Below are 12551 nucleotides of genomic sequence, written 5' to 3'. Positions count from 1 at the left end.
TGTAGATCGGGTCTTCAATACGGCGCGGCAATCGCACCGTCCGGCGTCAGATCCAGAACGTCTTCAGCCGGCCGAGCCGCCACCGTGCTTTCGCCAGCCGACCGGATTTCGGCTTCTTGCCAAGCTCGATCCGCCGCCTGATTCTCCTGAAGATCGCATTTCCAGGCTCGATCTTCACCAACCTTGCCGCCATCTCCATCGCCGACTTTCTGTCCTCCAGCACTTCGAGCAGGATATAGGCCGAGCACGCCATGGCGTAGGGATAGCCGGCCCTTGCCGCCGCGAAAAAGACCTCGAAATCCCTGGCCATCGTCAGGAAGCCGCCAATCCGGTCGGTCAGGATGTCCATCATCGGCAACGGAATTTTGGAACGCAGCCGGGATTGGCTGATCATCAGCGATTTCAGCATGGCCTCGCCGGCCGGATAATTGCCTTCGCGAAAATGCGCCGCCGCCAGCTTCAGGTCATAGGCGTCGTTTTCCGGATCCAGCGCCTGGGCTTTTTCCAGCAACTCCCTCGCCCGCGCCGGGTCGATCTTGTCTTCCAGCGACAGGAACGACCATTGGTAGCCAAAGGCGGCTTCAAGGGGATGATAGTCGGCTTGATGCGCCTGCAATTCCTGCATGATGATTTCCGTCGCGCGCGGCTTGCTGAACAGCGCGCTGATGTCCAGGCACGGGACCTCGCCCATGACGGACGCAACCACCGCGTAGATGCTGTTGCCGGCATGGATCTGCTGGCACCTTGCCATCAGCGCCATCTCGAAGAATGCGCTGAGCGCCTCCTCTCCCTTGAAGTCCGCGGCACCGAAATCGTCGGTCCGCATTGCCCCGGTTTGCGCGCCGACATAATCGAGCGTCGCGCGATCCTGGCCGACAAGGAGCGTCGTCAGGCCCTTCGATGAGAGCTCCGACACAACAGCCTTGGCCAGGGTCGAAGGGATAACCTTGTCGGCGAAAACCAGCCTTCTGCGATGGTGGCCGTAGACGATGTCGCCACTGCGAAGATGCAAGGCGGCCATCGGGCCGGGAAAGCGGCATTTGCCGGCGGCATCCAGGGCCTGCCGCACGGCCGGCGCGAACCCGAAGGCCCGCAGCGCTTCGGACCGAGCCGGTTGAACACCCTGGTCACGGAAGAAATCGAGAACGTCGAAGTCGTCGCAGATCCAGCCGCGCAGCTTTCCCCCTCTTGCAGCCGCCTCAAGGTCCGACGGTGCGAAGGCCGTGCCGCCGAGGACACCGAAATCGGCAACCTTGATCGTCTCGCCCAGCCAGTGCTTGTCGATGAAGTCCGCGGAGAAGATCTTCCCGACCACATCGACGGTATGCGATTCCTGGTCGATGATATCCCGGCTGCTCCAGGTGAAACCGAAGCGGTAGCCGAGCCTGTCGGCCAGGGCCTTCGCATTGGCCATCGCCAGCAGTCGGCCGCCCAGCCCATCTTCCCTGTTGACGACAATCAACATCGATCCTCCGCCACGCGGCCCCGAGCCGGACATCGCCCTTTTCAATGTGGCGGAGAAACCATGCATATGTCTGTTCCAATCCACCGCGAGGTTCGAACGCGTCAACCGCCGGCCAGCTGCCGCAGGGACGAGCTGTCACTTGCCGTCGCGCTCGCCCGGAGCGCCAATTCAATTTGCCGAAAAAGCCGATTGGCGGGGTCCGCCTTGAGGGACAGCGCGGCCATCGCCAAGGCGGCCTCGGTTCTGCCCAGAGCCGCGTGAAGGATCTGGGCAGAGCATGCCGCGGCGTAGGGATACCCTGCCTTGGCCGCGGCAAAGTAGAGTTCAAAGTCACCGGCCATGATGTGGCCACGCGCCGAGGGGTGGGTCAGAACCTGCAGAATCCGCATGGAATTCTCGGCGCGGGCGTCGACTTCCTTGAGCATGAACGCTTTCAGAACCGCCTCGCCGCCTTGATAATTCCGTTCTCGAAAATAGCCGGCCGCCATCTTCAACGCATAGGCGGGGTTTTGTGGGTCGAGCGCGGCCGCCTTTTCGAGAATTCCCCTCGCCTGCGCCGGACTGGTGCTGTGTTCCGTCAGCACGAAGGCCGACTGATAACCAAAGGCGGCCTCCAGCGGATGGTAATCGGATTGCCGAACCTTCAATTCGTCCAGGATGACCGTCGCTGTTCCGCGATTGCCGAACACGGCTTTTGGCTTGATGACCCGGATGCCGCCGATCACTGACGAGATTGTCGCGAACACGCTGCTTCCGGCATGGATCTGTCGACACCGAGCCATCAATGCCATTTCGAGAAACGCCTTGAGCGTCTCGTCTTCAAACTCGCTTGCCCCGAAATCGTCGGCGAGGAAGGCTCCGGTCTCCGATTTCAGATAGTCGAGCGTTGCCCGGTCCTGGCCGATCACCAGCGTCGCCAGGCCTTTCGACGCCAGTTTCGATACGATCGCCTTGGCTAGAGGTGCGGGAATGACCTTGTCGCAAAACTCCAGCTCCGAGCGATAATTCCCGTGGATGATGTCGCCGCTGCGCAGATGCAGCGCGGCCATCGGCCGGGAAAACCGAGGTTTGCCGGCGGCGGCGATCGTTGCTCTCACGGATTCGGAGAAGCCAAACGTGCCAAACGTCCGATGCCTCAATCGGGCCGACCTGTTGGCGGGCAGCATCGCCCTGAACCAGCCCTGCCGGAACGACCTCAGGATGCGGAAATCGTCGCAGATCCACCCCTGGAATCCGTTCCGGCGGGCGTCGGCCGCCAAGCTGGACCGGGTGAACCGGGTTCCATCGAGGACACCGAACCGGGCCGTGTCGATCTTCTCGCCCAGCCAATGTCTTTCGATGAAATCGGCGGCAAAAACCTTGTCGACGGAATCGACAATATGGAATTGCATGTCGTCGATGGACCGGCGGTTCCAGGTGAAGCCGAAACGGCACCCCATTTTGTCGGCGAGACATTTTGCATTGACCATGGCAAGCAGGCGCCCTCCAAGGCCATCTGCCCTGGTCGCCGCCAATGTCTTCATCGAGAAATCGCTCAAGCGGCATCAACTTTCTGATGCTGTCAGCCGAACCTGACCGGCTTCGATATGCCGGAGGAACCATGCATATGTCTGTTCCAGCCCGCTGTGCAGCGAGTACCGGGGGCGCCATCCCGTGGCAAACAGCCGCGAAACGTCCAGCAACTTGCGCGGTGTACCATCCGGCTTGGTCGCATCGAACGTAATCTCCACATCGCCGCCGACGATCGAGGCCACCGTCATGGCCAATTCGGCGATGGTGATATCCTGACCCGACCCGACATTGACATGGCTTTCACCGCTGTAGGTTTTCAGGAGGGAGACCAGGGCATCGGCTGCATCGTCGACATGCAGGAACTCGCGCATCGGCGTGCCCGATCCCCACACCTGCAGGGTCTTGTGACCAGCCTGCTTTGCTTCATGTGCCTTGCGCATCAACGCAGGTATGACGTGGCTGGATTCAAGGTGAAAATTGTCCCCTGGACCATAGAGATTGGTTGGCATCGCCGAGATGTAGTTGACGCCGTATTGACGCCGGTAGGCCTGGCAGAGTTTCAACCCGGCGATCTTGGCGATCGCATACCATTCATTGGTGGGTTCGAGCGGGCCGGTCAGCAAGGCATCCTCGGGGATCGGCTGCGGCGCCAGTTTTGGATAGATGCAGGATGAACCGAGGAACAGCAATTTGCCCACTTCGGTGCGGAAGGCGCCCTCGATGAGATTGGTCTGCACCGCGACATTGTCATAGAGGAAATCGGCCGGAAACCGGTCATTCGCAAGGATGCCGCCGACCTTGGCCGCGGCCATCACCACGGCATCCGGCCGACGGTCGGCCATCCAGCCTCGCACGCCGGCCTGATCCAGGAGATCGAGTTCGGCGCGCGTCGCGGTCAGGATCTCGCAGTCCTCGACTGCCAGCCTGCGCAGGACGGCGGACCCGACCATGCCACGATGCCCGGCCACGAAAACCCGCTTGCCTTTGAGATCGAAGGTCTCGTTCATCGCACTGTCTCCGTCAGGAACGGCCACCGGGCCTGTTGTCGGCGCGTGCCAGATCCGACCGCACCATCTCCGCCACCAGATCCTTGAACCCGGTCACATGCGACCAGCCAAGCCTGGTCCTGGCCTTGGACGGGTCGCCGACAAGCAGGTCGACTTCCGCCGGCCTGAAATAGCGCGGATCGATACGCACCAGAACGGCGCCCGAGCCGGCGTCGACGCCAATCTCGTCCACACCGTGGCCCTGCCAGCGAATGGTCCTCCCGATTTCGGCAAAGGCCAGTTCGGCGAATTCGCGCACAGAGTGCGCCTCGCCGGTCGCCAGCACGAAATCGTCGGCCTCGTCGTGCTGCAGGATACGCCACATGCCCTCGACATAGTCGCGTGCATGACCCCAGTCTCGCCTGGCATCGATATTGCCGAGATAGAGCGTTTCCTGTCGGCCATGGTGAATCGAGGCAACTGCCCGCGTGATCTTGCGGGTCACGAAGGTTTCGCCGCGGACCGGGCTCTCATGGTTGAACAGGATGCCGTTGGCAGCGAACATGCCGTACGCCTCGCGATAGTTTACCGTCGCCCAGTAGGCATAGAGCTTGGCGGCCGCATAGGGTGAGCGGGGACGGAAGGGCGTCGTCTCGCGCTGCGGCACCTCGAGGGTCTTGCCGTAAAGTTCCGAGGTCGAGGCCTGGTAAAAGCGCACCGTCTTTTCCAGGCGCAGGATGCGGATTGCCTCGAGCAGCCTGAGCGTCCCCAGGGCATCGGCATTGGCCGTGTATTCAGGTGTCTCGAAACTGACGTGGACATGGCTCTGAGCACCGAGATTGTAGATCTCGCAAGGCTGCGTCTCCTGAACCAGCCGGATCAGGTTCGTGGCGTCGGTGAGATCGCCATAGTGCAGGAAGAAGCTGATATCGCGTTCATGCGGGTCGACATAGATGTCGTCGATACGCTCGGTGTTGAACGAGGACGAACGGCGCTTGACGCCATGGACAATATAGCCCTTCCGCAGCAGCAATCGCGCGAGATAGGCCCCGTCCTGGCCGGTTACCCCGGTTATGAGGGCCACTTTGTCTGCCATCGGCTACCGGTCCACTGATCCGCGCTCCCAATACGGGTTGAGACCAATATCGCAAATCTCGCGAGCAGGGGATACTTCTAGCCGAACTTCATTCGGCTCAGACGCCCGCGACGGCGCACAGGCTCTTCATCCGCGATATGGCAAGGTGGGGATCGGCCAGCAGGCCTGCCTGGTCGGCAAGGCGGAAGACCTCCGCATAGTGGCGGATGCCGCGCGCCGACTGCATGCCGCCAACCATCGTGAAATGATCCTGGTGGCCGTTCAGCCAGGCCATGAAGACGATGCCGGCCTTGTAATATTCGGTCGGCGCCTCGAAGATCTTTCGCGACAGCGGCACCGTCGGCGCCATCAGCGCGTCATAGCCGGCCCGGTCGTTCTTGGCGAGCCTTGCCAGGGCGGCATTGGCGACCGGCGCGATGGCGTCGAAAATGCCGAGCAAGGCGTGCGAATGCCCACGACCGTCTCCTGCGATCAGTTCGGGATAGTTGAAATCGTCGCCGGTGAACATCACGACGCCGTGCGGCAGCCGATCGCGGAGCGCAACCTCCTTGCCGGCATCGAGCAGCGATATCTTTATGCCTTCGACCTTGTTTGCGTGACGTTCGATGATGGCGACCACCGTATCGAGCGCGGTCTCGAAATCGTCGCTGCCCCAATAGCCCTTCAAGGCCGGGTCGAACATGTCACCCAGCCAGTGCAGGATGACCTTGCCGGAGGCTTGGCTGAGAATCCGGTCGTAGACGGCGGCGTAGTCGTCCGGTCCCTTCGCCACCGCCGCCAATGCGCGGCTGGCCATCATGATAGCCTTGCCGCCTTGTCCTTCGATGAAAGCGAACTGCTCCTCATAGGCGGCGATCACATCGTCCAGCGTCCTGGCCGACGCCGGCGCCAGATGGTCGGTTCCCGCGCCCGAGGCAAGATCGGCGCCATCGACGGTGCGGGACTCGGCGATAGACCTGCGGATCAAGTCCCGTGCGCTTGGCCAGTCGAAACCCATGCCACGCTGCGACGTATCCATCGCCTCCGCGATGCGGAAGCCGAGCCGCCACAGATGATGGCGGAACGCCATCGTCCTGTCCCAGTCGACCACGGGCCGCGACCATGGATCGGTCATTTTGAGAGGATCGGCGACGACATGCGCGGCGGCATAGGCGATGCGCGAAAACCGTGCGCCGATTACCGGCTGCACCGGCTGTCCGACAAGCGCGTAGCGGCTGCTGTAGCCACCCTCACCAGGCAAGGCAATATCCATCGAGCTCTCCCTTTATCGCGCCTATAAATGGAACGTTCCAATAAATCAAGAACCTTTAAGATTCACGAGCGACCTTCCGTAAAATGCTGCATCGCGGCACGACACTCGTTGCAAGACGGGGCCTATAGCGCCTTATTGTCCATTCTCCAGGCCGGGAAAAAATCTCGATTGACTCTCGATTGGAGCAGTGATTAGAACGTTCCAATAATTTGAACCAAAACCGGGAGGAGATATCGGGATGGCCAGCCGGGCCAAGGCGACGATCTTCGACATTGCCCGCGAGGCAGGCGTGTCCAAATCGACGGTGTCGCTCGTGCTCCAGGGCAGCGGGCTGATCCGGCCCGAGACGGCGGTCAAGGTGCGCAAGGCGATCGAGGATGTCGGCTATGTCTACAATCGCGGCGCCGCCAATCTGCGCAAGGCCCATTCCAACGTCATCGGCATGGTCATCAACGATCTCACCAATCCGTTCTTCGCCGAACTGGCGGTGGGCATGGAGCGCGTCTTCCAGTCGGCCGGCATCGTGCCCTTCATCGCCAATACGGCGGAAAATCCGGTGCGACAGGAAGAGGTGCTGAAGTCGCTGATGGAGCAAGGCGTCGCCGGCCTCATCGTGTCACCGGCACGCGGCACCACGCCAGGCGCTTTCCGGCGGCAGGAGATGGCTGGCGTGCCGGTTGTCTTCGCCATGCGCCGCTTGCCTGATAGCCGCATCCCGGTGATCGCGCCCGACAATCATCGCGGCGCCTATCTTGCCGCTGCTCATCTCATCGGCAAAGGCCATCGCCGGCTGGCCTTCTTCGGCGGCACTTCGGACCTGGTGGTCTATCAGGAACGGCTGGGCGGGTTTCGCGAAGCCTGCGAGACGCTGGGCATCGCCACTCGCGACGTGCTCGTCATCGAGGGCGAGACCAGCCGCAAGGGTGGCATTGCTTGCCTGGAAACCGCACTCGCAATGGTCGAGCCGCCGACATCGGCGCTTTGCTTCAACGATGCCGTCGCCTTCGGCGTGATGCTGGCATTGCGCAAGCGCCGGCTTGAGCCGGGACAGGATTTCGCCGTCGTCGGCTTCGACGACGTGGTCGAGGCCGAACACTACATGCCGGCGCTGACCAGTGTCGCGGTTGACACAGCCGGTCTTGGCGAACGCGCAGCACACGTCATGCTCAAGATGATCCAGTCGCGCACCACGCGTGCCGAAGACCATATCGGCGCGGTCAATCTCGTTGTCAGGGAAAGCTGCGGCCCGGATCGCCGCACACGAAACAGGCCCGCAGGAACGGGAGGCGCGGCATGAGCGTCAAGTGGGGACTGATCGGCGCCAGCACGATCGCCAGGCAATTCATGATCAATGCCATTCGTACGCAGGCCGATGGCAGGATCGCGGCGGTGATGAGTTCCAGCCCAGAGCGGGCCCAGGCATATGCCGTGGAAAACAACATTCCGCTTGCGGTCTCGACGCTTGACGAGCTCCTTGGCGAGGATATCGACGCCGTCTACATCTCGACCACCAACGAGTTGCATCTCGAGCAGGCGCTTGCCGCCATCAAGGCCGGAAAGCATGTGCTGTGCGAGAAGCCGCTGGCGCTGACCAGCGCTGATGCGCGCAAGATGGTCGCGGCCGCCAGCGCCGCCGGCATCGTGCTCGGCACGAACCATCATCTGCGCAACGCCGGCGCGCATCGCGCCATGCGGGACGCCATCGCCACCGGACGCATCGGCAAGCCGATCGCCGCACGCGTTTTCCATTCCGTCTATCTGCCGGAAAGCCTGCAGGGCTGGCGCATCACCAAGCCCGAAGCGGGCGGCGGCGTGGTGCTCGACATCACCGTGCACGATGCCGACACGCTGCGCTTCGTGCTCGGCGACGATCCGGTCGAGGTCTCGGCCTTCACGCAAGCCGCCGGCATGGCCGACAGCGGGCTGGAAGACGGTGCCATGTGCATCTGGCGCTTCAAATCGGGCCTCATCGCCCAGTCGCATGAAGGCTTCACGACCAAATTCGCCGACACCGGTTTCGAGGTGCACGGCTCGGAAGGCTCGCTGATCGCCGGCAATGTCATGACCCAGAAGCCGGACGGCTCGGTGCTGTTGCGCACGGCCAAGGGTGAGGAGCAATTGAGCTTCGACCGCGAGGATCTCTACGCCAGGTCCGTGCGTCAGTTCCATGCCGCGATCCACGGCGACGGCCAGCCCTCCGCCACCGGCGAGGACGGCATCTGGTCGTTGGCCTCGGCCGAGGCGGCATTGCAATCGGCCAGCTCCGGCAAGGCCGTCAAGATCGACCCGAAACTCGGGAGCATGAAGTGAGCAAGGTCGTTTCCGCAACGCAGGCAGCCAGCCTGATCAAGGACGGCATGGTTGTTTCCGTGTCGTCGTCGAGCGGTCTTGGCTGTCCGGACGCGGTGCTGGCCGCCATCGGCGAACGTTTCGACGCGGAAGGTCACCCGAAGAACATCACCACGCTGCATCCGATCGCCGCCGGCGACATGTATGGCATCAAGGGCATTGATCACCTCGCCAAGCCCGGCCTGTTGAAGCGCACCCTGTGCGGCTCCTATCCATCCGGCCCCTCCTCCGCCGAGCCGCCGCAGATCTGGAAGATGATCGGCGACAATTCGGTTGCCGCCTACAACGTGCCGTCCGGCATCCTGTTCGACATGCACCGCGAAGCCGCCGCCAAGCGGCCGGGCGTGCTGACCAAGGTCGGTCTCGACACGTTTGCCGATCCGCGCCATCAAGGCTGCGCCATGAACGCGGCGGCAAGCGAGCCGATCGTTTCGGTGCAGCAATTCGACGGCGAGGAATGGCTCTATTTCCGCTCGATCGTGCCGCAGGTGTCGATCATCCGCGCCACCACGGCGGACGAACGCGGCAACCTCACCTATGAGCATGAAGGTGCCTATCTTGGCGGCCTCGAGCAGGCGCTCGCCGCCCGCAACAATGGCGGCATCGTCATCGCGCAGGTCAAGCGCGTCGTCGAGAACGGCACGCTGAAGCCGCATGATGTGCGCGTGCCGGGCGTGCTGGTCGATCATATCGTGGTGGCGCCCGACCAGTTGCAGACGACGTTGACGCCTTACGACCCGGCGATTTCGGGCGAGATCTTCCGGCCGCTGTCGACCTTCCGCAATGCCGAGATGAACGTCCAGAAGGTGATCGCCCGCCGCGTCGCCATGGAGTTGCGCGACGGCATGGCCGTCAACATCGGCTTCGGCATCTCGGCCAATGTGCCGCGCATCCTTCTGGAAGAAGGCCAGCACGGCAAGGTCACCTGGGTGATCGAGCAGGGCGCGGTCGGCGGGGTGCCGCTGCTCGACTTCAAGTTCGGCTGCGCCTCCAACGCCGAGGCGATCATGCCGTCGCCGCACCAGTTCATCTATTTCCAGGCCGGTGGCTTCGATGCCTCACTGCTCTCCTTCCTGCAAATCGACCGCCACGGCTCGGTCAACGTGTCGAAACTCTCGGCACGGCCGCATGTCACCGCTGGCGCCGGAGGCTTTGTCGACATCACCGCGCGGGCGAAGAAGATCGTTTTCTCCGGCTTCTTCAATGCCGGCGCCAAGCTCTCGCTGGCCGATGGCGGCATCCGCATCGACCAGGAGGGCAAGGTCAAGAAGATCGTCAACGAGGTCGAGCACATCTCGTTTTCGGGCAAGCGCGCCGTCGCCCAGGGCCAGGATATCACCTATGTCACCGAGCGCTGCGTGATGAAGCTGACGCCTGATGGGCTGATGGTGACGGAACTGGCGCCGGGCATCGACCTCGAGCGCGACGTGCTGGCGCAGTCGGAAACACCGCTTGGCGTCGCAACCGACCTCAAGGTGACGCCGGCGACGCTCTATCAGGATCGGCCAATCGGCCTGTCGCTCAATCGCGGCGCCTCGCTCGGAGGCGCGCATGGCTGAGCCTCTCGTCACCTTCGAGCGGGACGGCGCCATCGGCATCGTTACCTTGCGGCGGCCTGAAAAATTCAACGCGCTGGATATTCCGATGCTGCGGGCGCTGGAAACGGCGCTCGACACGGCCGAGGCGGCTGAAGGCGTGCGCGTCGTGCTGCTGCGCGGCGAAGGCAAGGGCTTTTGCGCCGGCGGCGATGTCGAGGCGTGGGCGCAGATGAACGCGGCCGACTTCCAGGTGCAATGGGTGCGCTATGGCCACCGGGTGTTCGACCGGCTGGCGAGGCTGCGGCAGCCGACGATCGCCGTGCTGTCGGGCCATGCGCTGGGCGGGGGGCTGGAACTGGCCGTCGCTTGCGATTTTCGCGTCGCCGAGGCGCAGGTGAAACTGGGCTTCCCCGAAACCTCGATCGGCGTCGTGCCCGGCTGGTCCGGCACGCAGCGCGCCGTGCGCCGCTTCGGGGCCCAGACCGTGCGCCGCTTGGCTTTGGGTGGCGAGATACTTCTCGCTCCCGAAGCGCTGGCCCTTGGCGTGGTCGATAGGGTGGTTGAAACCGGCAACGGGCTGGCCCACGCCAGCGCCTGGGCGCAGACGATCGCCGAGCGCGGGCCGTTGGCGACCGAAGCCGCCAAGCTGATGATCGCCGTGGCCGAAGGCGAGGAAAGTGCGGCGGCAACGGAAGCACTGGCCAGCGGTTTCATCGCGCTCTCCGGAGACCTCAAGGCTGGTGTAAGCGCTTTCAAGACCAAGCAGAAACCCGCATTTTCTAGAAGTTAGAGAAAAAATCCTGATGAACGCCCCCCTCAACATCGCCATGCCCGTCGAAGCGTCAGCCGCGCCAAGAAACTATCGGCTGCTGATCGACGGCAAGCATGTCGATGCGCGCGACGGCCGCGCGATCGAGCGCAAGAGCCCTGGCCATGGCTTCACCGTTTCGCGCTATGCACAGGCCGGCGAGGCCGAGGTGGAAGCAGCCGTGCAGGCCGCGCACAGGGCGTTCGAGACCGGTCCCTGGCCACGCATGAAGGCGGCCGAACGCGCCGCGATCCTTTTCAAGGCGGCGGACCTGATCGAGACGCGGCTGGAAGACATCGCCCGGCTCGATGCACTGGAATCGGGCAAGCCGATCGCCCAGGCGCGCGGCGAGATCGGTGGCGCCGTCGACATCTGGCGCTACGCCGCCTCGCTCGCCCGCACGCTGCACGGCGAGAGCTACGCCAATCTCGGCGACGCCATGCTGGGCGTGGTCGTGCGCGAGCCGATCGGCGTCGTCTCGATCATCACGCCGTGGAATTTCCCGTTCCTGATCGTCAGCCAGAAACTGCCCTTCGCGCTTGCCGCCGGCTGCACGGCGGTGGTGAAGCCGAGCGAGATGACCTCGGCCTCGACTTTCGTGCTCGGCGATATCCTGCTTGAGGCCGGCGTGCCCGCTGGCGTCGTCAACATCCTTGCCGGCCTGGGCGGTGATGTCGGTGCGCCGATGGTCAGCCATCCCCTGGTCGAGATGGTGTCGTTCACCGGCTCGACCCGCGTCGGCAAGATGACCATGGCATCCGCTGCGCAGTCGCTCAAGAAGGTCTCGATGGAGCTCGGCGGCAAGAACGGCCAGATCGTCTTTCCCGATGCCGATCTCGAAGCGGCCGCCGACGCGGCGGTGTTCGGCGGCTTCTTCAATGCCGGGGAATGCTGCAACGCCGGCAGCCGGCTGATCGTGCACGAGGCGATCGCCGACGATTTTCTTGCCACCGTAAAGGCACTTACGTCGAGAGTAGCAGTGGGAGATCCACTGGACGATCGAACCAAGGTCGGCGCGATGATCTCGTCCGACCATCTGGCCAAGGTGACCGGTTACGTCACGGCAGCCGCAAGCGGCGGCGGCAACGTCTACAGCGGCGGCCGGCAGCTGGCCTCCAATGCCGGCCAATATCTCGACCCAACCATCATCCGCGGCGTCACCGAGGACATGGCCATCGCACGCGAAGAAGTGTTCGGGCCGGTGCTCTCCGTGCTGACTTTTGAAACGATTGAAAAGGCGTTGCACATCGCCAACAACACGCCCTATGGTCTGTCTGCAGGCGTGTGGAGCGCCAGCATCGACACTTGCATGTCGGTGGCGCGTGGGGTGCGTTCGGGGACGGTTTGGGTGAACACATTCATGGAAGGTTATCCCGAGCTGCCTTTCGGAGGCTACAAGCAGTCCGGTCTCGGCCGCGAACTCGGCAAACGCGCCGTCGAGGACTATACCGAGGAAAAGACAATCCAGTTTCATCGCGGCCAGCGCACAGGATGGTGGGTCGGCTGAGTTTGGAAGAACCCGGTGGGCTTCCACCGGTCGTGTAA

The 12551-nt window shown here is 63.2% G+C and carries 11 protein-coding genes; 6 read left to right on the top strand and 5 right to left on the bottom strand.

What is annotated here, in order from left to right; genetic code table 11:
* Positions 1 to 46: 46 nt before the first annotated feature.
* Both EB231_RS10160 and EB231_RS10155 read right to left on the bottom strand, forming a co-directional pair.
* Positions 47 to 1465: a tetratricopeptide repeat protein gene (locus EB231_RS10160; protein ID WP_246740907.1), complete on the bottom strand. Its 1419-nt coding sequence runs from the start codon at positions 1463 to 1465 to the stop codon at positions 47 to 49.
* Between the two features lie 101 nt (positions 1466 to 1566).
* Positions 1567 to 2514: a hypothetical protein gene (locus EB231_RS10155; protein ID WP_172348688.1), complete on the bottom strand. Its 948-nt coding sequence runs from the start codon at positions 2512 to 2514 to the stop codon at positions 1567 to 1569.
* Here EB231_RS10155 and EB231_RS10150 point away from each other — a divergent pair.
* Positions 2476 to 3021, top strand: a complete 546-nt coding sequence (locus tag EB231_RS10150; protein WP_172348687.1) for a hypothetical protein — start codon at positions 2476 to 2478, stop codon at positions 3019 to 3021. The two genes, EB231_RS10155 and EB231_RS10150, sit on opposite strands and share 39 nt — an antisense overlap.
* Here the strand turns inward: EB231_RS10150 and fcl are convergent.
* The 3 genes from fcl to EB231_RS10135 all read right to left on the bottom strand — a co-directional run bounded on the left by fcl (position 3010) and on the right by EB231_RS10135 (position 6311).
* The gene (fcl, locus tag EB231_RS10145) at positions 3010 to 3984 is read right to left on the bottom strand and encodes a GDP-L-fucose synthase (RefSeq protein ID WP_172348686.1); all 975 of its coding nucleotides are present in this window, start codon (positions 3982 to 3984) and stop codon (positions 3010 to 3012) included. The two genes, EB231_RS10150 and fcl, sit on opposite strands and share 12 nt — an antisense overlap.
* Before the next feature lie 13 nt (positions 3985 to 3997).
* The gene (gmd, locus tag EB231_RS10140; RefSeq protein WP_172348685.1) at positions 3998 to 5059 is read right to left on the bottom strand and encodes a GDP-mannose 4,6-dehydratase; all 1062 of its coding nucleotides are present in this window, start codon (positions 5057 to 5059) and stop codon (positions 3998 to 4000) included.
* A gap of 97 nt (positions 5060 to 5156) precedes the next feature.
* A complete protein-coding gene (locus tag EB231_RS10135) occupies positions 5157 to 6311 on the bottom strand; it encodes a dihydrodipicolinate synthase family protein (protein WP_172348684.1) in 1155 nt (384 codons plus the stop codon).
* Between the two features lie 238 nt (positions 6312 to 6549).
* Between EB231_RS10135 and EB231_RS10130 the strand changes: the two genes are divergently transcribed.
* The 5 genes from EB231_RS10130 to EB231_RS10110 are packed head-to-tail and all read left to right on the top strand — an operon-like array spanning position 6550 to position 12513.
* Positions 6550 to 7608 carry a LacI family DNA-binding transcriptional regulator gene (locus tag EB231_RS10130; RefSeq protein WP_172348683.1) on the top strand — a complete coding sequence of 353 codons (1059 nt, stop codon included), beginning with the start codon at positions 6550 to 6552 and terminating at the stop codon, positions 7606 to 7608.
* A complete protein-coding gene (locus EB231_RS10125; RefSeq protein ID WP_172348682.1) occupies positions 7605 to 8621 on the top strand; it encodes a Gfo/Idh/MocA family protein in 1017 nt (338 codons plus the stop codon). Before EB231_RS10130 ends, EB231_RS10125 begins: the two co-directional genes overlap by 4 nt.
* A gap of 47 nt (positions 8622 to 8668) precedes the next feature.
* Positions 8669 to 10219, top strand: a complete 1551-nt coding sequence (locus tag EB231_RS10120; RefSeq protein WP_246741007.1) for an acyl CoA:acetate/3-ketoacid CoA transferase — start codon at positions 8669 to 8671, stop codon at positions 10217 to 10219.
* Entirely contained in the window at positions 10212 to 10988 is a 777-nt protein-coding gene (locus tag EB231_RS10115) for an enoyl-CoA hydratase/isomerase family protein (RefSeq protein ID WP_172348680.1), read from the top strand. The genes EB231_RS10120 and EB231_RS10115 overlap by 8 nt, the downstream gene beginning before the upstream one ends.
* Before the next feature lie 13 nt (positions 10989 to 11001).
* The gene (locus EB231_RS10110; RefSeq protein WP_172348679.1) at positions 11002 to 12513 is read left to right on the top strand and encodes an aldehyde dehydrogenase family protein; all 1512 of its coding nucleotides are present in this window, start codon (positions 11002 to 11004) and stop codon (positions 12511 to 12513) included.
* Positions 12514 to 12551: the final 38 nt, after the last annotated feature.

This window comes from Mesorhizobium sp. NZP2298 (assembly GCF_013170825.1).
Classification (GTDB): Bacteria; Pseudomonadota; Alphaproteobacteria; order Rhizobiales; family Rhizobiaceae; genus Mesorhizobium.
Note: the sequence above shows the minus strand (reverse complement) of the source record. Positions and strands in the feature narration are given on the sequence as shown.

Excerpts from the sequence above, each read along its gene's own strand:
- EB231_RS10130 (WP_172348683.1), top strand. The coding sequence starts at position 6,550 with ATGGCCAGCCGGGCCAAGGCGACGATCTTCGACATTGCCCGCGAGGCA.
- EB231_RS10110 (WP_172348679.1), top strand. The coding sequence starts at position 11,002 with ATGAACGCCCCCCTCAACATCGCCATGCCCGTCGAAGCGTCAGCCGCG.
- EB231_RS10135 (WP_172348684.1), bottom strand. The coding sequence starts at position 6,311 with ATGGATATTGCCTTGCCTGGTGAGGGTGGCTACAGCAGCCGCTACGCG.
- fcl (WP_172348686.1), bottom strand. The coding sequence starts at position 3,984 with ATGAACGAGACCTTCGATCTCAAAGGCAAGCGGGTTTTCGTGGCCGGG.
- EB231_RS10120 (WP_246741007.1), top strand. The coding sequence starts at position 8,669 with ATGGTTGTTTCCGTGTCGTCGTCGAGCGGTCTTGGCTGTCCGGACGCG.
- EB231_RS10115 (WP_172348680.1), top strand. The coding sequence starts at position 10,212 with ATGGCTGAGCCTCTCGTCACCTTCGAGCGGGACGGCGCCATCGGCATC.
- EB231_RS10160 (WP_246740907.1), bottom strand. The coding sequence starts at position 1,465 with ATGTTGATTGTCGTCAACAGGGAAGATGGGCTGGGCGGCCGACTGCTG.
- EB231_RS10125 (WP_172348682.1), top strand. The coding sequence starts at position 7,605 with ATGAGCGTCAAGTGGGGACTGATCGGCGCCAGCACGATCGCCAGGCAA.
- EB231_RS10155 (WP_172348688.1), bottom strand. The coding sequence starts at position 2,514 with ATGGCCGCGCTGCATCTGCGCAGCGGCGACATCATCCACGGGAATTAT.
- gmd (WP_172348685.1), bottom strand. The coding sequence starts at position 5,059 with ATGGCAGACAAAGTGGCCCTCATAACCGGGGTAACCGGCCAGGACGGG.